The 25856-nt window shown below is 61.3% G+C and carries 20 protein-coding genes and 1 rRNA gene; 12 read left to right on the top strand and 9 right to left on the bottom strand.

Annotation, left to right across the window (positions count from 1 at the left end; translation table 11 throughout):
- Nucleotides 1–218: 218 nt before the first annotated feature.
- From GTP23_RS07880 to GTP23_RS07870, 3 genes are all read right to left on the bottom strand, one after another.
- Nucleotides 219–3446, bottom strand: a complete 3228-nt coding sequence (locus GTP23_RS07880; RefSeq protein WP_161034708.1) for an efflux RND transporter permease subunit — start codon at nt 3444–3446, stop codon at nt 219–221.
- Nucleotides 3447–3459: 13 nt separating this feature from the next.
- The gene (locus tag GTP23_RS07875) at nt 3460–4662 is read right to left on the bottom strand and encodes an efflux RND transporter periplasmic adaptor subunit (protein WP_161034707.1); all 1203 of its coding nucleotides are present in this window, start codon (nt 4660–4662) and stop codon (nt 3460–3462) included.
- A gap of 337 nt (nt 4663–4999) precedes the next feature.
- Nucleotides 5000–5428, bottom strand: a complete 429-nt coding sequence (locus GTP23_RS07870; protein WP_155436550.1) for a divergent PAP2 family protein — start codon at nt 5426–5428, stop codon at nt 5000–5002.
- Nucleotides 5429–5548: 120 nt separating this feature from the next.
- On the opposite strand from GTP23_RS07870, the gene GTP23_RS07865 reads away from it, so the two are divergent.
- Genes GTP23_RS07865 through GTP23_RS07855 form a run of 3 tightly spaced genes read left to right on the top strand, consistent with a single transcriptional unit; the run spans nt 5549 to nt 7983 of the window.
- Nucleotides 5549–6610: a DUF475 domain-containing protein gene (locus GTP23_RS07865; RefSeq protein ID WP_161034706.1), complete on the top strand. Its 1062-nt coding sequence runs from the start codon at nt 5549–5551 to the stop codon at nt 6608–6610.
- A gap of 36 nt (nt 6611–6646) precedes the next feature.
- A complete protein-coding gene (locus GTP23_RS07860) occupies nt 6647–7024 on the top strand; it encodes a DUF8785 domain-containing protein (protein ID WP_161034705.1) in 378 nt (125 codons plus the stop codon).
- Between the two features lie 2 nt (nt 7025–7026).
- Entirely contained in the window at nt 7027–7983 is a 957-nt protein-coding gene (locus GTP23_RS07855; protein WP_229256007.1) for a hypothetical protein, read from the top strand.
- A gap of 80 nt (nt 7984–8063) precedes the next feature.
- Here the strand turns inward: GTP23_RS07855 and GTP23_RS07850 are convergent, their stop codons facing one another.
- A complete protein-coding gene (locus GTP23_RS07850) occupies nt 8064–10361 on the bottom strand; it encodes a coiled-coil domain-containing protein (protein WP_161034703.1) in 2298 nt (765 codons plus the stop codon).
- A 116-nt stretch (nt 10362–10477) separates the two neighbouring features.
- Nucleotides 10478–11494 (bottom strand): serine/threonine protein kinase, encoded by a 1017-nt coding sequence (locus GTP23_RS07845; protein ID WP_443093190.1) that lies wholly within the window; start codon nt 11492–11494, stop codon nt 10478–10480.
- A 125-nt stretch (nt 11495–11619) separates the two neighbouring features.
- On the opposite strand from GTP23_RS07845, the gene GTP23_RS07840 reads away from it, so the two are divergent.
- Entirely contained in the window at nt 11620–12309 is a 690-nt protein-coding gene (locus GTP23_RS07840) for a UPF0149 family protein (RefSeq protein WP_155436555.1), read from the top strand.
- A 72-nt stretch (nt 12310–12381) separates the two neighbouring features.
- Here the strand turns inward: GTP23_RS07840 and orn are convergent, their stop codons facing one another.
- Nucleotides 12382–12978: an oligoribonuclease gene (gene orn / locus GTP23_RS07835; protein ID WP_196308816.1), complete on the bottom strand. Its 597-nt coding sequence runs from the start codon at nt 12976–12978 to the stop codon at nt 12382–12384.
- Nucleotides 12979–13031: 53 nt separating this feature from the next.
- Between orn and GTP23_RS07830 the strand changes: the two genes are divergently transcribed.
- The 6 genes from GTP23_RS07830 (at nt 13032) to ppnP (ending at nt 20954) form a co-directional block, all read left to right on the top strand.
- Nucleotides 13032–14300 carry a M48 family metallopeptidase gene (locus GTP23_RS07830; protein WP_161034701.1) on the top strand — a complete coding sequence of 423 codons (1269 nt, stop codon included), beginning with the start codon at nt 13032–13034 and terminating at the stop codon, nt 14298–14300.
- Nucleotides 14297–15268, top strand: a complete 972-nt coding sequence (gene rsgA / locus GTP23_RS07825; RefSeq protein ID WP_161034700.1) for a ribosome small subunit-dependent GTPase A — start codon at nt 14297–14299, stop codon at nt 15266–15268. Before GTP23_RS07830 ends, rsgA begins: the two co-directional genes overlap by 4 nt.
- Before the next feature lie 93 nt (nt 15269–15361).
- A complete protein-coding gene (locus GTP23_RS07820; protein WP_161034699.1) occupies nt 15362–18193 on the top strand; it encodes an ATP-binding protein in 2832 nt (943 codons plus the stop codon).
- Nucleotides 18194–18401: 208 nt separating this feature from the next.
- A complete protein-coding gene (gene argF / locus GTP23_RS07815) occupies nt 18402–19328 on the top strand; it encodes an ornithine carbamoyltransferase (RefSeq protein ID WP_161034698.1) in 927 nt (308 codons plus the stop codon).
- Nucleotides 19329–19354: 26 nt separating this feature from the next.
- Nucleotides 19355–20587 (top strand): argininosuccinate synthase, encoded by a 1233-nt coding sequence (locus GTP23_RS07810; RefSeq protein WP_155436560.1) that lies wholly within the window; start codon nt 19355–19357, stop codon nt 20585–20587.
- A 52-nt stretch (nt 20588–20639) separates the two neighbouring features.
- Entirely contained in the window at nt 20640–20954 is a 315-nt protein-coding gene (ppnP, locus tag GTP23_RS07805) for a pyrimidine/purine nucleoside phosphorylase (protein WP_161034697.1), read from the top strand.
- Nucleotides 20955–21035: 81 nt separating this feature from the next.
- Here ppnP and murB read toward each other — a convergent pair whose 3' ends face one another.
- Nucleotides 21036–22064 (bottom strand): UDP-N-acetylmuramate dehydrogenase, encoded by a 1029-nt coding sequence (gene murB, locus GTP23_RS07800; protein ID WP_161034696.1) that lies wholly within the window; start codon nt 22062–22064, stop codon nt 21036–21038.
- A gap of 154 nt (nt 22065–22218) precedes the next feature.
- Between murB and GTP23_RS07795 the strand changes: the two genes are divergently transcribed.
- Nucleotides 22219–22704 (top strand): YajQ family cyclic di-GMP-binding protein, encoded by a 486-nt coding sequence (locus GTP23_RS07795; RefSeq protein ID WP_161034695.1) that lies wholly within the window; start codon nt 22219–22221, stop codon nt 22702–22704.
- A gap of 141 nt (nt 22705–22845) precedes the next feature.
- Complete coding sequence (locus GTP23_RS07790) at nt 22846–24102, top strand: nitronate monooxygenase (protein WP_155436564.1); 1257 nt, start codon at nt 22846–22848, stop codon at nt 24100–24102.
- A 43-nt stretch (nt 24103–24145) separates the two neighbouring features.
- Here the strand turns inward: GTP23_RS07790 and GTP23_RS07785 are convergent, their stop codons facing one another.
- Together GTP23_RS07785 and rrf are read right to left on the bottom strand one after the other, a co-directional pair.
- Complete coding sequence (locus GTP23_RS07785) at nt 24146–25510, bottom strand: CHASE domain-containing protein (protein WP_161034694.1); 1365 nt, start codon at nt 25508–25510, stop codon at nt 24146–24148.
- 231 nt (nt 25511–25741) lie between these two features.
- Nucleotides 25742–25854 (bottom strand): 5S ribosomal RNA (gene rrf / locus GTP23_RS07780).
- Nucleotides 25855–25856 lie beyond the last annotated feature (2 nt).

Here is a 25856-nt window from a genome sequence, read left to right as displayed (position 1 = left end):
CTGTTTAAATGCTTTTAAAACAACAACTTAGCGCTACCCCCTTGCTACAGCGGGCGCCACCGGCGCTCCGCCTTCCGCCCCTCCGCTGCAACGGCAGGGAGCACACGAGAGTTAGCATAATTGAAACCAACTGTCGCATTCTGCCCGTGCACCCCACCCTAGTTACGATGCGCCGGACTTGATGCAGACGCGCTAGGCATAGCGCGTCTGCCACCGCATCAGTGCGCGTCCGGCAGCGGTGCGCCGGGCAGGCCGCTGCCCTTGCGGCCCGTCACCTTGGCCACCAGCGCCAGCACACCACGGTACACGGCACGGACGAACAGCAGCGTCAGCACGGCTTCCAGCAAGGTCATTACGAAGGCCGGTGCCACCGTCCAGCGTGCCACACGGCGCTGGAACTTGGCCACGGCGCGGTCCTTGCTGATTTCTATGCTGTCGTAGAATGTCGGCACCATCAGCAGCGTCAGCAGGGTCGAGGTGATGGTCCCGCCGATAATCGCAATCGCCATAGGACGGTAGAACTCGCCACCCTCGCCCAGACCTAGCGCTACCGGGAACATACCGGCGATCAGCGCAAAAGTAGTCATCAGGATAGGACGCAGACGCATACGGCCAGCGTACATCAGCGAATCTTCCCGGCCAAAGCCTTCTTCCTCGCGCTTACGGGCCGCATCGAGCAGCAGGATCGCATTCTTGGCCACCAGGCCCATCAGCATGATCACACCGATCAGACTCATCAGGTTAATCGTGCTATTCGTCGCCAGCAGGCCCAGCACCACACCGATCAGCGACAGCGGCAGCGACAGCATCACGGCCAGCGGCGCCGTGAACGAGCCGAACTGCATCACCAGAATCAGATACATCAGGCCCACACCGGCCACCAGCGCGATTGCCATGGCACCGAACACTTCATTCATGTCCTTGCCCGCGCCGCCCAGTGCCAGACCATAGCCGGGCGGGAAGTCGATATCTTTCACCAGCTTCATGGCGTCGGCCGTCACTTCGCCGGGCGAACGGCCCTGCACGTTGGCGCTGACCGAGATCACCCGTTTGCCATCCTTGTGCTTGATGGTGGACGGGCCTTTGCCCATGGTGACGCGGGCAATCTGGTCCAGCGGCACCATCTGGTTAGTACCGGACACGGCGATCGGCAGGCGCTCAATGTTTTCCGAGCTGGTACGGTCTTCCGGTGCCAGACGCACGGCCACGTCGCGCGATTCGCCCGTCGGATCGACCCAGTCGCCCACTTCGATACCGGCAAACGCCACCCGCAGAGCCTGCGCTGCATCACCGGCAGCGATGCCCATGGAATTGGCCAGGCCACGGTTCAGCTCGATCTGCAGCTCATCTTTAGGGTCCTGTTCGGACAGGCCCACATCGACCGCACCCGGCACTTTACGCAGGCGGTCCATGAAGACGTTGGTGATTTCCATCAGCTTGCGCGAATCAGCACCGGTGAATTCGATCTGCACCGGTTTGCGGGCACCGTTGCTGAGGTCGTCCAGCACCGTGTATTCGGCACCGACCAGACCAGCCAGCTTCTCGCGCAATTCCTTGGCCACTTCGATGGCGCCGCGCTTGCGCTCGGTCTTCTTGCCAATGTCCACATAGATGCGGCCACCGCTCAGGTTCACATAGCTATTGGTTTCCTTGGTTTCCTTGATGCTGCGGGCAATCACGGCGGCTTTTTCCAGCTTCAGACGCGAGTACTCCAGCGAGCTCGACGACGGCGTCCGCACATCGATGGCGATGGTGCCCCAGTCCGAGGACGGCACGAAGCTGGCGCCGCCGAACTTGGCCTGCAGGCCCAGCGCTGCCACAAAGGTCAGCACGGCGATCACGGCCATGGAACGGCGGTGATGCAGCGCCCAGGCAATCACGTTACCGTAGCGGTCGGCCTGATGGTCGAACCAGTGGTTGAAACGGGCCAGCACTTTCTCGAAGCCTTTGCGCGGTGCCGTGTGGTGATCGGGCGGATCGCCCCAGAAGGCCGACAGCATAGGATCGAGCGTGAACGAGATCAGCAGCGATACCGCGACCGAGCAGGTCACCGTCAGCGCGAACGGACGGAACCATTCACCCGTGATGCCGGGCATGAACGCCACAGGAATGAACACGGCCATGATGGAGAAGGTCGTCGCCGCCACGGCCATACCGATTTCGGCCGTGCCTTTCAGCGCTGCCGTGCGGCGGTCGGCACCGAGCTGCATGTGGCGCACGATGTTTTCCCGCACCACAATGGCGTCGTCGATCAGCACGCCGATGGCCAGCGACAGGCCCAGCAGCGTCATGAAGTTCAGCGTAAAGCCGCACAGCCACACGCCGATGAAGGCGGCCAGCACGGACGTCGGCAGGCTCAGTGCCGTGATCAGCGTCGAGCGCCACGAGTTCAGGAAGGCATACACCACGAAGATGGTCAGGCCGGCACCGAACACCAGCGATTCGATCACGTTGTTCAGGCTGCTTTCGGCATTTTCGCCGTCGTCTTCCGTCACTTCCAGCACGGTGCCTTGCGGCAGTTCCTTGCGCATTTCTTCCGCCATCTCGCGGATCTTCTTGGCCACCGTCACAGTGGAAGCATCGCGCGAACGGGTAATGGAAATCCCCACGTTCGGTTTGCCCGAGCGCACGCTCAGGCTATTGATTTCAGCAAAGCCGTCTTCGATGGTGGCCACCTGCGACAGGCGTACCAGCTCGCCGTTATTGCGCTTGACCACAACTTGCTGGAACTCTTCCGGACGTTCGATACGGCCCACCAGACGGATGGACTGCTCGCCCAGATCGCCACGAACCTTGCCCACCGGCGCATTGGTGTTCTGGTTGCGCAGCGCATTCACGACCTCGCCCACCGACACATTGTATTCACGCAGTTTCTCGGCCTTCAGCAGCACGCTCAGCTCGCGACGCAGGGCACCGTCAATATTCACCGATGCCACGCCATCGATGGCGCGGAAGCGGTCGGCCAGCTTGTCCTCGGCCAGACGCGAAATCACGGCATGGCTCTGGCTCTTGGACGACAGCGCCAGCTGCATCACCGGCTGGGCCGACGGGTCGATGCGCTGCAATATCGGCTCGCGCATCTCGGTCGGCAGCTTGTAGCGCACCGCAGCGATGGCGTTGCGGATCTCGTCCGAGGCTTCGATCAGGTTCTTCGAGAAGGTAAAACGGATGAAGATGGACGCCGCGCTTTCCTGCGCCGTACTGTTAATTTCCGTCACACCCGTGATCGACTGCAGCGACTTTTCCAGCCGGTTGACGATCTCGCGTTCCACCGTTTCCGGCGACGCGCCCGGATACGGGATGTTGACCACGATGAACGGTACTTCCACATCGGGGTTCTGGTTGACGCGCAGCTTTTTCAGCGCCATCAGACCGAGGCACATCATGGCCACGATCAGGACAATCGTCGCAATGGGCCGTTTAATACTGAAATCCGATAAAAACATGGCTGTCTATCCTTTATTTTTCTGCCACGGTGGAGGAAGCCGAAGCGACCGCCTTAGGCGTGCTCAGTTCCACTTTCTGGCCTTCCTTGAAGCCGGAACCCGGCACCCGCACCACCATATCGCCATTGTTCAGACCACTGAGCACCTGCCAGCGGCCACTGCGCTCGTCGCGTGCCCCCACCGTCAGATTCACTTTCGACAGGGTGCCGCCCTTGACGCGCCAGACGTAAGCCGTATCGCCCGTCTGCACCAGTGCCGACGGCGGAATCATCAGCGCCGACGACATCTGCGATTCGATGCGGCCTTCGGCATACAGACCAGCCACGCCGGGCTGGGTGGCATCGGCAAAGTCCACCAGCACTTCTACCTGACGGGTAACGGAGCTGGCCGCAGGATCGACCCGCTTGACCTTGCCGTTAAAGCTCTGGCCCTGATAGCCATTCACGCGGAACAGCACGGGCTGGCCCACTTTGACCACACCGATCTTGTCGGCCGAGACCTTGCCTTCGAAACGCATGCTGTGCGGATCGATCACCTTGATCAGTTCCTTGCCGATCTGCGCCGTATCGCCGTTCGACACCTTGCGGTCGCTGACGATGCCGTCGAACGGTGCACGCACCAGCGTGCGGGTCAGCTGCTGGCGGGCCGATACGCTGCGCGACTTGGCCGCAGCCAGATCGCTCTGCGCATTGTTGCGGCGGATTTCGGCATCTTCCAGCGACTGGGTAGAGACCATGCCCGAGCTGCGCAGCGTGGTCTGGCGTTCGAACATGCGCTGGGCCTGGGCCAGCGTCTGCTCGGCCGCACGGGTGGCTTCATCGGCCGAATTCACGCTGTCGCGGATCGCCGTTTCATCGAGGCGCACCAGCACATCGCCCTTGCGCACGGCTTCACCGTTTTCCTTCAGCACCTGCACCACCACGGCGCTCACTTCGGCACGCAGGTCGGCACGGCGCTCCGGTTCGATCGAACCGGTAATCACGGGGCCGGAGGCCAGCGCGTTCGATTCCACTGTCACCGTATCTTCGGGCGACATCTGCAGGGTAACTAGCGGCTCCTGCTTGCCATCCTTGCCTGCCGTCTTGCCATCTTTACCGGCACTGGCACTGGCGCTGGCGGAAGCACTGGCGCTGGCTTTTTCTGGCTCATGCGAGGATTTGCCGCACGCCACCAGTGCTGAGGCAACGGCGAGAGCGATAAAAGATTTGCGCAACATAAAAGATCTCCGGAAAGTGGCACCGAGGTGCTGAATATAATTGAGCCAGACTACAGGGCGCAGAGTATCGGCTAGTGTTGGAAAATGGTCAACGCAGCTGCGACTGGAGGGGAAAAACGGGGGCTGAACTGCGAAATAACAGGATGGACTGCAAATAAGCGGGATGTCCGGAGGGCAGCAGATTGCAAGCCAGCGGGGCGTAAACTGTCCGGAAACGGGCAAAAACCGGGGTAAAACTGTCCGTTGCGCCGTCCTTTTCCGGCTAAGCCGGCTGGCGCGGACAGTGGCCGGACAGCGAGCCTGAGCCCGCTGCCTAGCTGTCCGGCTGGCCGCTGCCTTAGCCGCGGCCGAACAGGGCGTGGATCAAATGGCCCATGGCGATACCGGTGCACAGGCCGCCGGCAATTTCCACCAGTGTGTGGCCCATGCGTTCGCGCAGCCAGTGGTGGGCTTTGGAGCCCGTCTCGTCCGCCAGCCGGTTGATGGCCGCAGCCTGCTTGCCCACATGCTGGCGCAGGCTGTTGGCATCGATAATCACAATAAAGCACAGTGTGACCGCCACGCCGAAGGCAGGATGGCCTATGCCTTCGCGCAGTGCAATCAGGGTGGCCATGCTCGACACCACGGCACTGTGATTGCTGGGAAAACCGCCGTTGCCGACCAGATTGAAGGCCCACTGACGGGCTTTGGCACTATTGATCAGAAACTTGATAGGGCCGACCGTCACCCAGGTCAGCAGCGGTGTCACCAGATACGCGATATCCATAAAAAATCCTTAGCTTGAAGTTGGCTGCATGAAGTTGGCGCCATTATCGCAGATGGCCTCCCCTCCCCGGAAGCAGGTAATATAGCTGTTGTTACACTTAACATTTCCACAAAACCCACTATGCAAGCCTTCCGTTTCTCCTTCTTCGTTACTGCCGTCCTGCTGGCTCTGGCCGCCTACTGGGGCTATCAGCACGGCGGCAGCGCCGGTTTATTGCAGGCTGTCTGGATCGCCGCCGTACTCGGTGTGATGGAAGTTTCGCTGTCGTTCGATAACGCCGTGGTGAATGCAGGCGTGCTGCGCCACTGGAATGCGTTCTGGCAGAAGCTGTTCCTCACGGTGGGCATACTGGTGGCCGTATTTGGCATGCGTCTGCTGTTCCCCTTGCTGATCGTGTCGCTGGCCACGGGACTGGGCCTGCTTGATGTCTGGCATATGGCCAGCACTACGCCGGACGAATATGCGCGCTATCTGACCGGTGCCCACGCCCAGGTGGCGGCGTTCGGCGGCGCCTTCCTGCTGCTGGTTTTCCTCAATTTCCTGTTCGACGAAGAAAAAGAACTGCACTGGCTGGGCTGGGCCGAAGAAAAACTGGGCCAGCACGGCACCGAAGCACTGGCCGTGCTGCTGACGCTGGGGGCCGTGTTCGCCTGCGTCAGTCTGGTGCCGGCGGCGGAAAAATACACGGTGCTGGCAGCCGGCGTGCTGGGCGTGCTGGTGTATCTGGCAGTCGGCTGGATCAGCGGCCTGCTGGAAGAAGCCGAACCCGAAGATGACGACGACGACACCACGGAAGCGGGCGTGGGCGCCGTGGCCGGCAGCCTCGCCCGTGGCAGTATCGGCGGCTTCCTGTATCTGGAAGTGCTGGACGCTTCGTTCAGCTTCGACGGCGTGATCGGCGCCTTCGCCATTACCAGCGATGTGGTGATCATCATGCTGGGGCTGGCCATAGGCGCCATGTTCGTGCGTTCGCTTACGGTTTTCCTCGTGCACAAAGGCACGCTGGACGAGTATGTCTATCTCGAACACGGCGCCCATTACGCCATCGGCATCCTCGCCCTGATCATGCTGGCCAGCGTGGAATACCACATCCCCGAATGGTTTACCGGCCTGTCCGGCGTAGCCTTCATCGCCGTCTCGCTATGGTCCTCGGTGCGCCACAGGCAGCAACTGGCCGCATGATAGAATTTTAAACATTGCAGAAAGAACAAAGACGATATGATCATCGCCAAACGCGTCACCCTGTATTTCTCCGGCCTGCTGCTGGCCGCCCTGCTGCTGTTTGCTGCCTATGTCTGGATCATGCTGCACCTGTCCTATTCGGACGGCGAGCGGGCCGGCTATCTGCAGAAGTTTTCCAGCCGTGGCTGGGTGTGCAAGACCTGGGAAGGCGAAATGCTGCTGACCTCGATGCCGGGCGCGATTCCGGAAAAATTCGAATTCAGCGTGCGCGATGAGGCCGTGGCCCAGCAACTGATGGCCGCGACCGGCAAACGTGTGCTGCTCACCTACGCCCAGCACAAAGGCATACCGACCCAGTGCTTCGGCGAGACCGAGTACTACATCACCAAAGTCCAGATCCAGCCCACCCCGTGACCATGAGCAGACTGCGCACCCTCACCCTCGCCCTCGCCTTGTGCGCCGCCAGCGCACAGGGACAGGATCTGACGGCCCAGGCGGGCGGCCTGTGGGTCAGCGGCGCGCAGCAGCACAGCTTTGCCGTCGGGCTCAACTACGTCCATCCGGTAGGCGACTATCTGGCTCTCAGCCTGGGCTATCTGAACGAAGGCCATCCGCATAACCACCATCGTGACGGCATTTCCGGCCAGCTCTGGCTGCGCACGCCCGTGGGCCAGAACGGCCTGTCATGGGCCGTGGGCGCCGGCCAGTACTACTTCTTCGATACCTCGCGCCCACACGGCGCAGCGGACGGTCCCTACATCAACGACCACGGCTGGGCGCCCATCTACAGCGTGCAGGCGCTATGGCACCATCGCGAGCGCTGGTACACCCAGGTGCAGCTGAACCGGGTGGTCCCGCAGGGTGCCAAAGAACCCACCACTTCGCTGATGCTGGGTGTGGGCTACCGCTTCGACAGCGTACGCGGCGACAAGCTGCACCTCGATGGCCCGTCCACCGACGATACCCTGACTCTGCTGGCCGGACAGAGCATCGTCAACAGCTTTGAGTCGGAACGCTCGCGCGCCTACAGCCTCGAATACCGCCGTGCCGTGGGGCGCTACGTGGACTGGACCGTCAACTACCTCAACGAAGGCAGCACGCCGGCCACCCACCGCAACGGTGTGGCGACCCAGCTCTGGCTGATCCGCTCGCTCACCACCCATCTGGAACTGGGTATGGGTGTAGGCCCGTATCTGGCTTTCGAAGTGCACGATGTACCGGGCACCCGTTCGCACAAGGCGGGGCTGGCTTCGCTGGCTACGCGCTACCACTTCAGCAAACGCATGGTCGGTACCCTGACACTGAACCGCGTCGTCACCGACTACCACCGCGATGCCGACCTGCTGATGCTGGGTCTGGGCTACAGCTACTAAGGCCGCAGAAAAAAAACGACCACAGCAAAGTGTGGTCGTCGGTATTCAATGCCGGCCGTGGTACCGGCCCTCCTCAGGGTTTAGCGGGCGCGCCACACGGCTTTCACCGGTTTGCCTTCCGCCATGGCACCCTGACGGGCAGCTTCCTTGCGGGCACGGGCAGCATCGAGGGTGGCAACGATGGAGCCATCTTCCACGCTCTGGCACAGGCGCTCGGCCTCGGCCACTTTAGCCTGCACGGCAGCCAGCGCTTTCTGGGCAGCCGCGTGACGGCGGGTTTCCAGTTCCAGCTGTTTGATCTTGGCGGCCGTCATGGCAGCCGTGGTATCGGCCACTTTGCGCTGCATGGTCGCGTGGGCCATGGCAGCTTCCACCAGTGCATGCTGGGCTGCGGTTTTATCAGCCACGGCCTGCTCGGCAGCCTGCTGGGCCTCAGCAGCCAGACGGGCATCGTGCACGGCAGCTTTTTCTGCAGCCAGACGGCCGGCGATGGCTTCCGAAGCACGGTTTTCCGCGGCCGTTGCCAGACGCTGCTGGGTCAGTTTCTGGTCGATCAGCGCCAGCGACTTGCGCTCGGCTTCGACGAATTCCTGTTCGGCCTGCAGCAGCGCAGCGGCAGCCACTTCTTTTTCCTGTTCGACGCGGGCACGTTCAGCCGTCACTTCGCCCAGTTCCAGCGCCAGACGGGCTTGTGCAGCCTGAGCCTGAGCGGCCACTTCTTTCTGTGCCGCTTCCAGTGCGGTCTGCTCGGCCATGACGCGCAGTGCTTCAGCTTCCTGTTCGGCCGCAGCGGCCAGACGCTGGTCAGCCGCCTGTTTCTGGGCCAGCGCTTCCGCCTGGGCACGTTCGGCTTCGGTGCGGATCAGCGCGGCGTTACGGGCCTGCTCTTCCAGCGCCAGCTTTTCTTTCAGTGCAGCGATGGCCTGCTGCTCGGCTTCGGCGCGCGCCTGTTCGGCGGCCAGCAGTGCAGCGGCATGTTCGGCTTTGTCGCGGGCCAGTGCATCGGCCACGCGCTGGGCTTCTACCTGTTCGGCCAGCGTGGCCACTTCCTGTGCGGCGGCAGCGTTCTGGCTGATTATCAGTTGTGCCGCCTCGGCCGTCAGGGCAGCCTGCTGCTGCGCCAGCTCGGTGGCATGTTGCTGGGCTTCGCGTTCGCTGCGCGCTGCATCGGCGGCGGCGGCATCGGCGATTTCGCGCTGGCGGGCCTGTTCGGTCAGCTGGTTTTGCGCTTCCACTTTGGCCAGCGTGGCCAGCTCGGCTTCCTGTTCGGCCTGCACCCGCGACAGCGAGACGGCGCGCAGCTGGTTGTCCGCTTCGATACGGGCTTCGGTGGCGACAATGATTTTGGCATCGGCTTCGCGGCGTGCTTCGGCACTGGCAGCCGCTACCATTTCCAGACGTTCGCGGTGGATGGCGGCATCGCGGATTTCCTTTTCCGTCTGCAGGCGCAGGTGCAGCGACTGGGCGGCGCTGCGGTCGGATTCGGCCTTGGCCAGAGCGATCTGCTCGCGTTCCTGTTCCAGATGGGCCAGTGCGCGGGCTTCTTCCAGTGCGCGCACTTCGGCCGCAGCGCGGTTGAGCGAGGCTTCCAGTGCGATCTGGTCGGCGCGTTCGCGCTTGACGGTAAGTTCCAGTGCTTCCGCTTCGGCCTGGGCCAGCATCTGCGCCGTCTGGCGGGCAGCATGGGCCTGACGCTCGCGCTCGCGGGCCAGCGTGGCAACGCGCGCATCGGCGCTGGCGATGCCCACCACTTCTTCCTTGGCCGCTTCCACGGCGGCGACACGTTCGGCCGCCTGCATGCGGGCCTGTTCGGTCTGGGCTTCCAGTTCCGAGGCAGCGCGTTTTACCTGTTCGGCCAGCTCGGCTTCGGCAGCCAGTTGCTCATGGGCGCGCTGGCGGCTTTCCTGTTCGGCGCGGGCACGCTGTTCGGCCGCCAGACGGATCTGGGTATCGGCTTCCACGCGGGCACGCAGTTCGGCGGTTTCCTGTTTGACTGCTTCCAGCCGGGCTACGCTGGCCTGGGCGGCAGCGCGCAGCGATTCCAGCCGTTCGCGGTTGGCGCTGATGGCGTCTTCGGAAGCCTGGGCATTCTGCAGCGCTACGGCGGCAGCGGCAGCATCCATGGCGGCGCGGTCTTCGGCCAGCGCACGGGCGCGGGCTTCGGCGTGGGCGCGGCTTTCGGCAGCACAGGCAGCCTTGGCGTCCGCTTCGACACGGGCGATAGCTTCCTGTATGGCCTTCATTTCCATCGCAGCACGGGGCGTGGCAGGCGCATCGTCAGGATCATGCAGGGACACCGATGGTTGCAACTGCGTACCGGCATTGCCGAGGTTACCGCTGTCTTGGGCGCTGTCGCGCTGGGCCAGTTGTGCTTGCATGAGAACTCTCGCTAGACGATGTACCCCGGCACCCGCCGGGATTTCTGAGTTCTCATTATCGGACAGGGGAGTCCAGCGCCTAAAGCCAAGCAGAGCGGGAAAATCCCGCTAATTCGCTAGATCGCCAGCGGCGCCTCGTCCATCAGGGCCACCTGCTCGCGCAGTTCCAGTATGCGGTCCTGCCAGTACTGCTGGGTGTTAAACCACGGGAAAGCCAGCGGGAATGCAGGATCATCCCAGCGCCGCGCCAGCCAGGCCGAGTAATGCATCAGGCGCAGCGTGCGCAGGGCTTCCACCAGATGCATCTGGCGCGGCGAAAACTCGCAGAAATCTTCGTAACCGGCCAGTATGTCGCCCATCTGGCGTACCTGTTCGCTGCGTTCGCCCGACAGCATCATCCACAGGTCCTGAATGGCGGGGCCCATGCGGCTGTCATCGAAATCGACGAAATGGGGGCCCGCATCAGTCCACAAAACGTTGCCGCCATGGCAATCGCCATGCAGACGCAACTGGGGCAGTTCGCCGGCGCGGTCGTAGCAGCGCTGCACGCCCTCCAGCGCCAGCTGGCTCACGCTGGCATAGGCTGCAGCCAGATCGGGCGGAATAAAGCGTTGCTGCTGCAGGAAGGCGCAGGACTCGTGGCCGAAGGTAGCGATATCGAGCGCCGGCCGCTCGGTATAGACTTTCTGCGCACCCACCGCATGGATGCGGGCGATGAAGCGGCCCGTCCATTCCAGCACTTGCGGGTCGCCCAGTTCGGGCGCGCGGCCGCCATGACGGGCAAACACGGCAAACCGGAAGCCCTGATAGTGGTGCAGTGTCTGGCCGCCCAGCAGCTGCGCCGGCACCACGGGGATTTCCTGTTCGGCCAGTTCGCGCGTGAAAGCGTGTTCTTCCAGTATGGCGCCATCGCTCCAGCGCTGCGGACGGTAGAACTTCAACACCAGCGGTGCGCCCTCTTCCACGCCCACCTGATAAACCCGGTTTTCATAGCTATTCAAGGCCAGCAGCCGGCCATCGCTATGGATGCCCAGACTTTCCAGTGCATCGAGCACGCAATCGGGCGTCAGTGCCGCATATGGGTGTGCCACTGGCTGGCTCTGGTCCACTGTACTGTCCAGCGGTCCGGCCATGGCAGCGGCCAGCGCTGCAGCGCGCGCATCGGCCGCCTCGTCGTCATAGTCATCTTGGTTCATAACGGCATTGTAAGGGGCCGGCGTGTATACTGTCGGCTTCCAACCAATAAAAAGAGCAGATTATGCAACTCGACCAGCCCCTGAGCGAAAAAGAATTCGACGAACTCGACAGCTTCCTGCTGTCCGAGCGCAGCCCTGAAGATGCCATGACCATGGACATGCTGCACGGCTACCTGACCGCCATCGCCATCGGCCCGGAAACCATCATGCCAGCCGAGTGGCTGAAACGCGTCTGGGGTCAGGAAGATACCGACGTGCCGAAATTCAAGCACGCCAAGGAAGAGGAACGCATCCTCAACCTGATCATGCGCTTCATGAACGAAGTGCTGGTGACGTTCGAAGTGGCACCGAAAGAATTCGAACCGCTGTTCGTCGAGCACGAACACGAAGGCCAGACCCTGATCGACGCCGAAGCCTGGTGCTGGGGCTTCTGGGAAGGCATGGAACTGCGCCCCGGTTCGTGGAATGAAATCTGGGAATCGGATGTCAAAGATCTCATGAAGCCCATCTATCTGCTGGGCGCGGACGAAATCGACGAAGCCGAGCTGCCGCTGGTGGAAGATCCCGTGAAAGCGCACAAACTGGCGCTGGACCTGGAAGCCAACCTGCCGGCCATCCACAAGTTCTGGGTACCGCGCCGCAAGGCTGCTGTCAGCACCGTCAAGCGCGACGAGCCTAAAGTGGGCCGCAATGACGACTGCCCATGCGGCAGTGGCAAGAAATACAAGAAGTGCTGCGGCGCCGACGAATAAGCGCAGCATCACGATGCAAAAAGGGTCAGGCTAGCCTGACCCTTTTTTATTGCCGCTAGCTCTGCAAGCGACTTACAGCTTGATGAAGTGCTCGCGGTAGTACTTGAGTTCTTCGATCGATTCGATGATGTCGGCCAGCGCCGTGTGCTTCTGGTGCTTCTTGAAACCGGCAACGATTTCCGGTTTCCAGCGCTTGCACAGTTCTTTCAGCGTGGAGACGTCGATGTTCCGGTAGTGGAAGAAGGCTTCCAGCTTGGGCATGTAGCGCACCATGAAGCGGCGGTCCTGACCGATGGTATTGCCGCACATCGGCGCTTTGCCCTTGGGTACCCACTGCTTCATGAAGGCGATCAGCTCTTCTTCGGCCTGCGCTTCCGACACGGTGGACGCCTTGACGCGGTCGATCAGGCCGGAACGGCCGTGCGTGCCCTTGTTCCATGCATCCATCTTGTCCAGCGTTTCATCGCTCTGGTGGATGGCGAACACGGGGCCTTCGGCCAGCACGTTCAGGTGCATATCGGTGACCACCACGGCCACTTCGATGATGCGGTCGGTGTCCGGCTCCAGACCCGTCATTTCCATATCCACCCACACCAGATTGAACTCATTCTGCACCGGCTTGGCGGCGGCGGGTACGGAACCTTCTGGCAATTCGTTAGCTTGTGACATAATTCTCTCTTGGCTTAATTAATCCTAATCTGCCATTTTCTCACAGGCATAGAATGTATTCACTCGCGTTTTCGATTTTGTTTGTTTCTTTCATCATTTTGACGCTGATCGTGCGTTTCTGGCTCGCTTCGCGCCAGATCCGCCATGTACTGAGCCACCGCAGCGCCGTTCCTGCCGAGTTTGCCGAGAAAATCCCCCTTGCCGCCCACCAGAAGGCGGCCGATTACACCATCGCCCGCACCAAGCTGGGCCTGGTCAGCCTGCTGATCAGCACCGGTGTGCTGATCGCCTTCACCCTGCTGGGCGGCCTGCAATGGCTGTCGCTGCATGTATTCCAGCTCACCGGTCCCGGCATGGTCTACCAGCTGGCCCTGCTGGCGGCCTTCACCGTAATTTCCGGCCTGATCGATCTGCCGCTGGACTACTACAAGCAATTTAATCTGGAACAGCGTTTCGGCTTCAACAAGATGACACCCGGCCTGTTCTTTGCCGACATGCTGAAAGGCGCGCTGCTGGCCGCTGTAATCGGCCTGCCCCTGATCTGGCTGGTGCTGACGCTGATGGAAAAATCGGGCGCGCTGTGGTGGTTCTATGCCTGGGCCGTATGGAGCGGCTTCCAGCTGCTGATGATGGTGCTGTACCCGACCGTCATCGCGCCCCTGTTCAACAAATTCACGCCGCTGGAAGACGCCGCGCTCAAGCAGCGCATCGAAGGCCTGATGGAGCGCGTGGGCTTTGCATCCAAAGGCCTGTTCGTGATGGATGGCTCCAAGCGCAGCGCCCACGGCAATGCCTACTTCTCGGGCTTTGGCGCCAACAAGCGCATCGTCTTCTTCGACACCTTGCTGTCGCGTTTGCAGCCGCAGGAAATCGAAGCCGTGCTGGCGCATGAACTGGGCCACTTCAAGCTCAAGCACATCATCAAGCGCATCGTCATGATGTTCGCCCTGTCGCTGGCCTTCCTCGCCCTGCTGGGCTACCTGAAGAACCAGCTGTGGTTCTACACGGGTCTCGGCGTCGATCCGCTGCTGCTGCCCGGTCAGGGCAACGACGCCATGGCGCTGTTGCTGTTCATGCTGGTGCTGCCCGTGTTCACCTTCCTGTTTGGCCCGCTCACTTCGCTGAGTTCGCGCAAGCACGAATTCGAAGCGGACGCCTTCGCTGCCAAGCACGCGCAGGCGGCTGATCTGGTGTCGGCACTGGTCAAGATGTACGAAGACAATGCCTCGACGCTAACGCCCGACCCGCTGCATTCGGCTTTCTATGATAGCCATCCGCCCGCCAGCGTGCGCATCCGTCACCTGCAAGCGGCGGCCGCATGAGCGCGCCCAAACATGGCCGCGCAGGCGGCAAGGCACGGGCCCAGCGCGGTAATGGCATCGACGCCACCGGCGAACAGCTGCAGGCGGTAATCATCGCCGCCCACGGCCGCCACTATCTGGCCGAAGCGGACGGCGAAAAACTGCAGTGCGTCACGCGCGGCAAGAAGACCAATGTGGCCGTCGGCGATCAGGTCATGCTGACCCGCACCTCGGCCGATCAGGGCGTGATCGACGAGATCAGCGAACGCCGCACCCTGCTGTACCGCTCGGACCAGTACAAATCCAAGCTGCTGGCCGCCAATCTGACCCAGCTATTCATCGTGGTGGCGACGGAGCCGGGCTTTGCCGACGATCTGGTGTCGCGCGCACTGGTGGCGGCCGAAGCGGCCGGCATCAAAGCCCACCTCATCCTCAATAAGACCGACGTGGTGGAATCACTGGCGAAAACGCGCGAACGGGTGCAACCCTACGCAGCGCTGGGCTACCCTGTGTACGAAGTGTCGGCCAAGGCCCAGCCCGAGCAGACCCTGGCCACGCTCAAGCCGCTGCTGGCCGGCCAGTCGTCGATACTGATAGGCCAGTCCGGCATGGGCAAATCTTCGCTGATCAACCTGCTGGTGCCGGAAGCCGATATCGCCGTGCGCGAAATTTCCGCCGCACTCGATACGGGCAAGCACACCACCACCTTTACCCGTCTCTACCAGCTGCCCGAACTAGGGCCCGATTCGGCCATCATCGATTCGCCCGGTTTTCAGGAATTCGGCCTTTACCACCTGAGCGAAGGCATGCTGGAACGGGCTTTTGTCGAATTCGCGCCCTACCTCGGCCACTGCAAGTTCTACAATTGCCGCCACCTGAGCGAACCCCAGTGCGCCGTACTCGATGCCATCGCCGATGGCAAAATTGCCAAAATGCGGCATACTCTGTACGGGCAGTTGTTGCACGAATCAGCACAAACGCTGTATTAACGACAATAACTTCGCGCCATACTAGCCCGTGTGGCGCGCTGCGCCGTATAATTCCCAAAAGCAATTCGCAACTTTTACGCTGCAAGGAAGCCGATGGAGATGTTCGCGCACGACGATGAGCTAGCACGCTGGGAGCGCGCCCTGCTGTCGCTGCGCGGCCCTGCACGGCTGCCCGTACTGCTGCCGCTCAGCTGGCATCTGCGCCAGCGCGACAGTGCACGTGCCGTGCTGCTGGTGCAGGAATGCCTGCAGTTGCTGGCCGCTTCCACCCTGCCCGATGCCCATCAGCGCCAGCTCAACGCCCGTTTGCAGCTGGTGCAGGCGGAAACCGTCTGGCTGGCCGGTAATCTGGAAACGGCCAGCGAACTGCTCAACCCCGCTTACGCAACCTTCTGTCATCTGGGCGACCATCAGGGCTGCGCCGATGCGCACTGGCTGCGCGCGTGGATCGCCATCGACCACGGCAACCATCAGCAGGCCGGCGAAGAACTGGAGCTGATGGCCGCCGCCGCCCGCAGCGTCGACGACCAGCAGCGGGTGGACATCGCCGAAGCTGCCACGGCGCGCTGGGCCGTCATGCATGATCTGACCTCGGCCGAACGGCGCTGGGGCGAACGCTTCTCCACCAGCCACGATTACCCGACTGCCGTACTGGCCGGCGTGTACGATTTCATCGGACTGGCCGCCAGCCAGCACAGCAACAATGGCGCGGCCGTGCGCTACTACATCCGCGCTTACGAAGCCGCGCTGGAAACGGGCCAGATCCGCGTGGCCGTCACGGCAGCCATCAACATCGGCCTGAATTTCACCTGCCTCAACGACCACCATGCCGCACTGGAATGGATGCAGAGCGCGCTCGATCTGGCCCGCCCTACCGGCTGGCCGCGCAGCATCGGTGCGGCCCTCGTGCATACGGCCGAAACCATGCGCCGCGTGGGTCGGCTCGATGCAGCCGAAGAACTGCTGCGCGAAGCGCTGCAGGTGCTGACACCTCTGCCCGGTGCGCGCAGCTATGCCCATGCCCTGTCCTATCTGGGCGATCTGGCGCTCGATCAGGCGGACTATGTCACCGCACTGGAAGCCTTCGAGCGCATGCAGGCCCGTGCCGACGCCATGCAGCAGGCAGATTTCCAGTCGATCGCGCGGCGCGGCCAGGCCCATGCCCTGTGCTTCCTCGATCGGCCTATCGAAGCGCGCAGCATCGCCCTGCGTGCGGTGGCGCTGGCCGCCGAGCAGACCAATCTGTACAACCATGTGGCAGCGCTGCGCGTGCTGGCCCTGATCCACGAACGCCACGCCCTGCCCGCACCGGCCGGCATGACCGAACCCAACGCCACCCTGCACTATCTACATCTGGCCCTGCAGGTGGCGGCCGGCATCGAAGGCTATACCCTGCCCGGCGACCTGCACGATGCACTGGGGCGCGAATACGCCAACATCGGCGACTATGCCCAGGCCTATGCCTCGGCCCAGGCAGCGGCTGCAGCCCGGCAGAAAACCCATAGCCAGGAAGCCACCAACCGCGCCATCGCCATGCAGGTGCATCACCAGACCGAACAGGCACGCGCGGAAGGCTTGCACCACCGCGAACTGGCAGCCTCGGAAGCGCGCCGCGCCGAACTGCTGCAGCAGACCAGCGATACGCTGGAGCGCCTGTCGGCCATCGGTCAGGAAATCACCACCCACCTGAATGCCGGCGCCGTGTATGCGGCGCTGAACCGCCACGTGCAGGCGCTGCTGCCGGCCAATACCTATGCCATCTATCTGGTCAGCCGCGATGGCAACAACATCAGCCGCGTGTTCGGCATGGAAAACGGCCGCCAGCTGGCGGGCAATACCATCCCCCTGCAGCATCCGCGTGCCAATGCAGCGCGCTGCCTGCGCGAGCGGCGCGAGATCTACATCCCCAACGTGGGGCCGGAAGATATCGTGCTGGCGCCCGGCACCCAGCTCATGGCCAGCGCCCTGTATGTGCCGCTGATCGTGGGCGAACGCACGCTGGGCGCCATGACAGTACAGGCCCAGCATGCCGATGCCTTCGGCGCCCGCGAGCGCCTGATGTTCCGTACCCTGTGTGCCTATGGCGCGATTGCGCTCGATAATGCGCAAGCCTACCGCCAGCTCAAGGATGCCCAGACCCAGCTGGTCTCGCAGGAAAAGCTGGCCGCACTGGGTGCGCTGATGGCCGGTGTGGCGCACGAACTGAATACGCCCATCGGCAACAGCCTGCTGATCGCCAGCACGCTGGCGCAGAAGACCGAGGAACTGGCCACCCGCCTCGACGGCCCCGGCCTGCGCCGTTCCGAACTGGCCAGTTATATGAGCGATGCGCGCACGGCACACGAACTGGTGATGCGCGGCCTGACCAGCGCGGCCGATCTGGTCAACAGCTTCAAACAGGTGGCGGTCGACCGCACCACCGAGCAACGGCGCAGCTTCAACCTGCATCAGGTCAGCCACGAAGTCATTGCCACCATGATGAACCGGGTGCGGGCCGCCAACCACCGCATCGAACTGGAACTGCCCGATAACATCATGATGGACAGCTATCCGGGGCCGTACGGCCAAGTGATCGCCAACTTCATCAACAACGCCCTGCTACATGCCTTCGGCCGCGCACAGGGCGGACTGATGCGCCTGCGCGCCCAGACGCCCGTGGCCGAGCGCGTGCTACTCACCTTCAGCGACAACGGCAGCGGCATCGCGGCGGAGAACATGTCGCGCATCTTCGATCCCTTCTTTACCACCAAGCTCGGTCAGGGTGGCAGCGGGCTGGGACTTTCAATCAGCTACAACATAGTCACTTCGCTACTGGGTGGCCAGATCAGCGTGGAGAGCTCGCCGGCCGGCACCTGCTTCACGCTAGACCTGCCCCTGACGGCACCGCAGCACCAGCAGGCCACCACTACCCAGATCTATACCTGAGCCGTTTATCTACCGCTGCGGAACGGGCGCCGGCGGCGGTGGCGCGCGCATGCTAGCGCCATACTAGCCGCGCGCCAGCTGTATAGACAGGAGAATCTGCGGCAATTCGCCCTTTGCACCGAATTGCCTTTATAATTGACCGGTTCAGCTGGTCAGGCCTGTAGTCTCAAGCCAGCACTTCCGCTGCTGTTTTCAGTTCGTTGCCACTATGTCTATCCAAAAACCGATCAAGCACTATCTGCAGTTCTCCGATTTCACGCTGGAAGAATACGAATACGTCATCGAACGTGCGCACCTGATCAAACGGAAGTTCAAGAACTACGAGATTTACCACCCGCTGATCGACCGTACGCTGGTGATGGTGTTCGAGAAGAACTCCACCCGTACCCGCTTGTCGTTCGAAGCGGGCATGCACCAGCTGGGCGGCGCCGCCATCTATCTGAACACGCGCGACTCGCAGCTGGGCCGTGGCGAACCGGTGGAAGACGCCGGTCAGGTGATGAGCCGCATGTGCGACATCATCATGGTGCGCACCTTCGGTCAGGACATCATCGAGCGTTTCGCCGCCAATTCGCGCGTGCCGGTGATTAACGGTCTGACCAACGAACACCACCCTTGCCAGGTGTTTGCCGACATTTTCACCTACTACGAACACCGCGGCCCCATCACGGGCAAGACCGTGGCGTGGATAGGCGATGCCAACAACATGCTGTATTCGTGGCTGCAGGCAGCGGAAGTATTCGGCTTCCACGTCAATGTCTCCACCCCGAAAGGCTACGACATGGACATGTCGCTGGTCTCGACCCAACGCTACACCTTCTTCGACAACCCGTCCGACGCGTGCGAAGGCGCGCATCTGGTCAACACCGATGTGTGGACCAGCATGGGTTACGAAGCAGAAAACGCTGCCCGTATCAAAGCCTTCGACGGCTGGATCGTGGACAGCGCCAAAATGGCACGTGCCGCACCGGACGCGCTGTTCATGCACTGCCTGCCAGCGCACCGCGGCGAGGAAGTCTCCGCCGACGTCATCGACGGCCCGCAATCAGTGGTCTGGGATGAAGCAGAGAACCGCCTGCACATCCAGAAGGCCCTGATCGAATACCTGCTGCTGGGTCGCGTCGACACCAAATAAACACACTTCAACCCATTGGAACTAGCATGAGCGATATTAAAAAAGTAGTCCTCGCCTACTCGGGCGGCCTCGATACTTCCGTCATTCTGAAATGGCTGCAAGATAACTACCAGTGCGAAATCGTCACCTTCACCGCTGACCTGGGTCAGGGCGAAGAACTGGAACCGGCCCGCGCCAAAGCGCTGAAGTTCGGCATCAAGCCGGAAAACATCTACATCGACGACGTGCGCGAAGAATTCGTGCGCGACTTCGTATTCCCTATGTTCCGCGCCAACACCGTGTACGAAGGCGAATACCTGCTGGGTACCTCGATCGCCCGTCCGCTGATCGCCAAGCGTCTGATCGAGATCGCCAACGCCACCGGCGCCGACGCCATCTCGCACGGCGCCACCGGCAAAGGTAACGATCAGGTGCGTTTCGAACTGGGTGCCTACGCGCTGAAGCCGGGCGTAAAAATCATCGCTCCATGGCGTGAATGGGATCTGCTGTCGCGCGAAAAACTGCTGAAGTACGCAGAAGACGCCGGTATCGAAATCGACATGAAGCACAAGAACGGCGGCGCGCCTTACTCGATGGACGCCAACCTGCTGCACATCTCGTTCGAAGGCCGCCATCTGGAAAACCCGAGCGCCGAAGCAGAAGAAAGCATGTGGCGCTGGAGTGTCAGCCCTGAGGCGGCACCGGACCAGGCTGAATATCTGGACATCGAATACGAACGCGGCGACATCGTCGCCCTGAACGGCGTGCGCATGTCGCCTGCCACCGTGCTGACGGAACTGAACCGTCTGGGCGGCAAGCACGGCATCGGCCGTCTGGATCTGGTGGAAAACCGTTACGTCGGCATGAAGTCGCGCGGCTGCTACGAAACCCCGGGCGGCACCATCATGCTGAAGGCGCACCGCGCCATCGAATCGATCACGCTGGACCGCGAAGTAGCGCACCTGAAGGATGACCTGATGCCGCGCTACGCTTCGATGATCTACAACGGCTACTGGTGGGCACCAGAGCGCGTTGCGCTGCAAACCCTGATCGACCACACCCAGACCACCGTGAACGGCTGGGTACGCGTCAAGCTGTACAAGGGTAATGTGATCGTCGTATCGCGCGATTCCAAAACCGACTCGCTGTTCGACATGAACATTGCGACCTTCGATGAAGACGGCGGCGCCTACAACCAGGCCGACGCCGGGGGCTTCATCAAACTGAACGCGCTGCGTATGCGCATCGCCGCCAATGCCCGCCTGAAACGCGGTCAATAATCGCATCTAGGGGCCGCTCGTTGAGCGGCCTTTTTTTTATAGGATAGTCAGCATGAGCAAGCAATTCGACCAGGTCTCCGTGGTCAAACAGGCCAACAAATACTTTGATGGCAAATGCATTTCGTATAACGTGTTGTTCGCCGATGGCAGCAAGAAAAGCGTCGGCGTGATCTTCCCTTCCAGCCTGACCTTCAACACGGGCGCACCGGAAGTGATGGAAATTCTCGGCGGCGTGTGCAAAATCCGTCTGGCCGGTGCCAGCGAATGGACCACCTACGGCGCCGGTCAGTCGTTCAGCATCGCGGCCAATTCCAGCTTCGATATCGAAACGGTAGAACTGCTGGACTACGTCTGCCACTTCGGCTAATCGTCCACGTAGACGCTCACAGCGCGCAGCATCAGCCTGCGCGCTGTTCACTTCAGCTAGCGCGCTAGCCCGCTACCCTGCCTAGATAAACACCGGCTCCGGTTCCAGCAGCACGCCATAGCGCGCCTGCACATCGGCCTGTATCGCGCGCGCCAGCGCCACCACTTCGGCACCGGTAGCACCGCCCTGATTCACCAGCACCAGTGCCTGCTGCGGATACACGCCGGCGGCACCGAGCGTACGCCCTTTCCAGCCGCACTGGTCGATCAGCCAGCCTGCAGCCAGCTTTTCGCTGCCATCGGGCTGACGGTGGTGCACCAGCGTGGGAAACTGTTCCAGCAGTGCCGCGCATTGCGCGCCGCTCACCACGGGATTCTTGAAGAAGCTGCCGGCATTGCCGATTTGCGCGGGATCGGGTAGTTTGCGGCGGCGGATGGCAATCACCGTATCGGCCACCTGCTGGGCCGTGGGCGCAGCCAGATTCTGCTGCGCCACGGCGTTTGCCAGTTCGGCATAACGCAGATTGGGCTGCCATGCGCGCGGCAGTGCGAACGTCACGTCGAGCACGATCAGATCGCGCCCTGCCGGCTGTTTGAAGATGCTGTCGCGGTAGCCGAAGCGGCACTCGGCGGCCAGCATTTCGCGCGTGCTCCGGGTGGCGGCATCGAATACCGTCACGCTGTGCAGCACATCCTTGATCTCGATTCCGTAGGCGCCAATGTTCTGAATGGGCGCCGCACCGGCCGTGCCCGGAATCAGCGACAGGTTTTCCAGTCCTGCATATCCATGTACAAGTGTCCACTGCACAAACGCATGCCAGTTCTCACCGGCGGCAGCCCGCACAAAGTGATGCGTAGCATCGCTGCGCACATGCTCGCGACCCCGCAGATCCATGTGCAGTACCAGACCGGCAAAATCCTGCGTGAACAGCAGATTGCTCCCCCCGCCTAGCACTAGCTTCGATGAAGTAGCCCATATGGCATCAGCATATACACCGAACAGTTGCTCGGTTTCAGTCACGCGCAAGTATGCGTGCGCCTTCGCGGCGATGCCAAAAGTGTTAAGAGTTTGCAGAGGAAAATCGTACTGGATCGCGGAGAGGGAGGACATGAAGAAGAAAAGCAAAATATTTTGACGATTATAGAGCCAAACCCGTAAAAAACCACGGTGTATATGGCGGCTTGTGGACAGTTGTCCGTTAAAATATCAGCCTTTGATGCACGGCTTACGCAGCCGCTGCAGGCCACACGAAAAGGAAACAAGCATGCCATCGTTTGACGTAGTCTCTGAAGCCGATATGATCGAAGTAAAAAACGCGGTCGAGCAGTCCCAGAAAGAAATCGCCACGCGCTTCGATTTCAAGGGCACCGGTGCTTCGGTCGAGCAAAAAGAAGCAGAACTGACCGTGGTTGCGGACTCGGAATTCCAGCTGCAACAGGTACGCGATGTACTGACCAATAAACTCGCTAAACGCAAAGTCGATGTGCGCTTCCTCGATGAAGGCGAGATCAAGAAAATCGGTGGCGACAAGGTCAAGCAAGTGATCAAGGTCAAAAACGGCATCGAGTCCGATGATGCGAAGAAAATCGTCCGCGTCATCAAGGATAGCAAGATGAAAGTGCAAGCCAGCATACAGGGTGATTCCGTGCGCGTCACCGGTGCCAAGCGCGACGACCTGCAAGCTGCCATGCAACTGCTGCGTAAAGAAGTACCCGAGACCCCGCTGGAGTTCAACAACTTCCGCGATTAAACCATACCGGCACGCTAGAACGTGCCGTCACAAAGCTGTAGTACAGCAGGAGTACAATCGTCTCGGACTTCCTGCGCGCTACTACTGCGCTAACGCCGGGCCCACTGCCCGGCAACCACTTTCGGTAGTCTAAGGATAGCAATGAAACGTGTTGATGATTTCCGCCTGCGCTTTGGCAAAAACGAGTATGTGCCCATCATGATAGGCGGAATGGGTGTGGATATTTCGACCTCGGAACTGGCGCTGGAAGCAGCCCGTCTGGGCGGTATCGGCCATATTTCCGATGCCATGGTCGAAGATGTGTCGGACCGCCGCTTCGATACGGGTTTCGTCAAAGAGAAGACCAAGCTCTACAAGCACAACATCAACAACATGGACAAGGCGCTGGTGCAGTTCGATCTGGCCAATCTGGCCGAAGCGCAGCGCCTGCATATCGGCAAAACCATGGAAGCGAAAAAAGGCCCGGGCCTGATCTTCGTGAACTGCATGGAAAAGCTGACCATGAACGGCCCGCGCGAAACCCTGCGCACCCGTCTGAACGCGGCGCTGGATGCCGGTGTGGACGGCATCACCCTGTCGGCCGGCCTGCACTTCGGCTCGTTCGCGCTGATGGCCGATCACCCGCGCTTCCGTGAAGCCAAGCTGGGCATCATCGTTTCGTCGGTACGCGCGCTGCAGATCTTCCTGCGCAAGAACGCCAAGCTGGACCGTCTGCCCGATTACGTGATCGTCGAAGGCCCGCTGGCCGGCGGCCATCTGGGCTTCGGCATGGACTGGGCCGAGTACGACCTGATGACCATCACCAAGGAACTGCTGGACTACCTGAAAGCGGAGAATCTCGACATTCCGCTGATCGCCGCCGGCGGCATCTTCACCGGTAGCGACGCGGTACGCTTCCTCGAAGCTGGCGCCGCTGGCGTGCAGGTCGCCACCCGCTTCACCGTGGCCAAGGAATGCGGCCTGCCGGACAAGGTCAAACAGGAATACTTCAAGGCCAGCGAAGAAGACATCATCGTCAACGGCGTCTCCCCGACCGGCTATCCGATGCGTATGCTGAAGAACACCCCGGCCATCGGCGCCGGCATCCGTCCCGGCTGCGAATCGTATGGCTATCTGCTGGACTCGACCGGCAACTGCGCCTACATCAATTCGTACAACCGCGAAGTGGAAGCCAAGGGTACCGACAAGAATCTGGTCATCATGGACAAGACCTGTCTGTGCACCCACATGCGCAACTTCAACTGCTGGACCTGCGGCCACTACACCTACCGCCTCAAGGACACCACGCACAAGAAGGCCAACGGCGAATACCAGCTGCTGACTGCCGAACATATCTTCAAGGATTACCAGTTCAGCACGGACAATCAGATTGCCCTGCCTGAAAAGGAAGAAGCATAAAAAAGAACGGCGCTCACTGAGCGCCGTTTTTCTTGCTGCGTACCTAGACCGTTACGGCCCGTGTTTCGCGTGCTGCAGCCAGGTCCCGCAAACTCTGCTGCATCATCACCTCGGCCATCTTCTCGTCACTGACATCGCGCAGCATCAACGAGTAATGGACCTCACCATCCAGCTCGAAGCGACGCAGGCTCAGCGCCAACGGGAAGCGTGCACCACAGGCCCGCATGCCTGTCGCTTCGGCCCGTATCATGGGCATCTGCCCTTCCGTCGAGATCACCGAGCTGCACAGAACATCCAGCTGTTCGCGGTCAAAGCCCGGCACACGGACTTCCAGCTTCACGCCGAACAGCTTGCCGCTGGCTACACCGAAAATATGTTCCGCGGCCTGATTGGCCGACACCACGCAGCCATCACTGTCCAGATTCAGCACGCCTTCCGGTGCCGCATCCAGCACGGCACGCAACTCGGTCTGGCTACGCAGCAGGCGCCGGCTCATCATGCGCGTCACCGTATCAGCGCGCGCCCGGATGATGGCCTGATGGTTAAGCAGCAAGGTCAGCGCCACACTCACGCACAGGCCGAACAACAGCCACTGCCAGCTATGCCTATCGAAGCCGCTCGATGCACGCGAACGCACCACCATCGTCCAAGAGCGTCCGCCCCATGACAGCTGACGGCTCGCCATCAGCTCTTTGGCCGACGATTTACGGCTACCGTAGACCTGCCACTGAGGATCGGCCAGAACACCGCTATACAGTTGCACAGACGCGTCAGGATAGGCGCGCACCAGCACGCGGTTCAGCAGCACATCCAGGCGCACCAGCGCAACCATAGAGCCCTGCACTGCAGCGCGGCGCTGCTCTACGCTCAGCAATGCAGCGTCTGGCCGGTACACGGGCAGATACAAGGCCACCAGCAAGCCTTTGCCGGCCTCTGGCACAACGTTTGCTGCCAGCGGCCCGCTCATGCTGGGCTGCCCGCTATCGCGTGCTTTCAGCCATGCGGACAGGCGCGCATCGTTTGCGCCGAGGGTGTCGGCTGCCGTAGGGCTGAATTCGAGAGCGAGCAGTTCCGGCTGGGTCTGTGACAGCTTGAGCCCTTCGGTATATCGGCGCCAGTCGGCATCGCTCATGGCCAGATTGGTCTGACGATAAGCGGCCGCGCCACGCAGGATCAGCTGATAGTTTTCAAGGCGATGCTGTAGCGTGCCGAGAATGCGCTCGGTAGAGCTTTGCAATTGCGCATCTTCGTCGGCACGCTCCTGCATGCGCATCCACTGCCAGCCTGCCAGCGTGACAGTCAGGCCCAGCAGAATAGCAACCGCAGCACTACGGTTAGGCTTCAGAAGATGCCACCTTTGCGCGATTTTGTCGGACGCCCGCGCCAGGCGTTCCCTGAAAGCGTTCATATTCACCTCCAGCTCACAACAAGCGGGCCATAACCTTGTTGCACCTTGCCCGCGACATATTTCTCTCGTTTTTATCAATTTAGGCGATTAAATTGATTTTGCAAAGAAAAAAATTATTCAGAGAAATTTTAGTTGCATTTAAGACTCACCAAAACGTATCGTGGCTTTTCGGCGTCCAAAGCAAAAAACCCCCGACAGTCTGCGACTGAAGGGGGTTCTTCTTAATAACTAGCTTGACGATAACCTACTTTCACACTGGTTGCAGCACTATCATCGGCGCAGAGTTGTTTCACGGTCCTGTTCGGGATGGGAAGGGGTGGGACCAACTTGCTATGGTCATCAAGCT

This window comes from Duganella fentianensis (assembly GCF_009857835.1).
GTDB lineage: Bacteria > Pseudomonadota > Gammaproteobacteria > Burkholderiales > Burkholderiaceae_D > Rugamonas > Rugamonas fentianensis.
The sequence above is the reverse complement of the archived record's forward strand: the minus strand, read 5'-3'. Positions and strand labels throughout refer to the sequence as shown.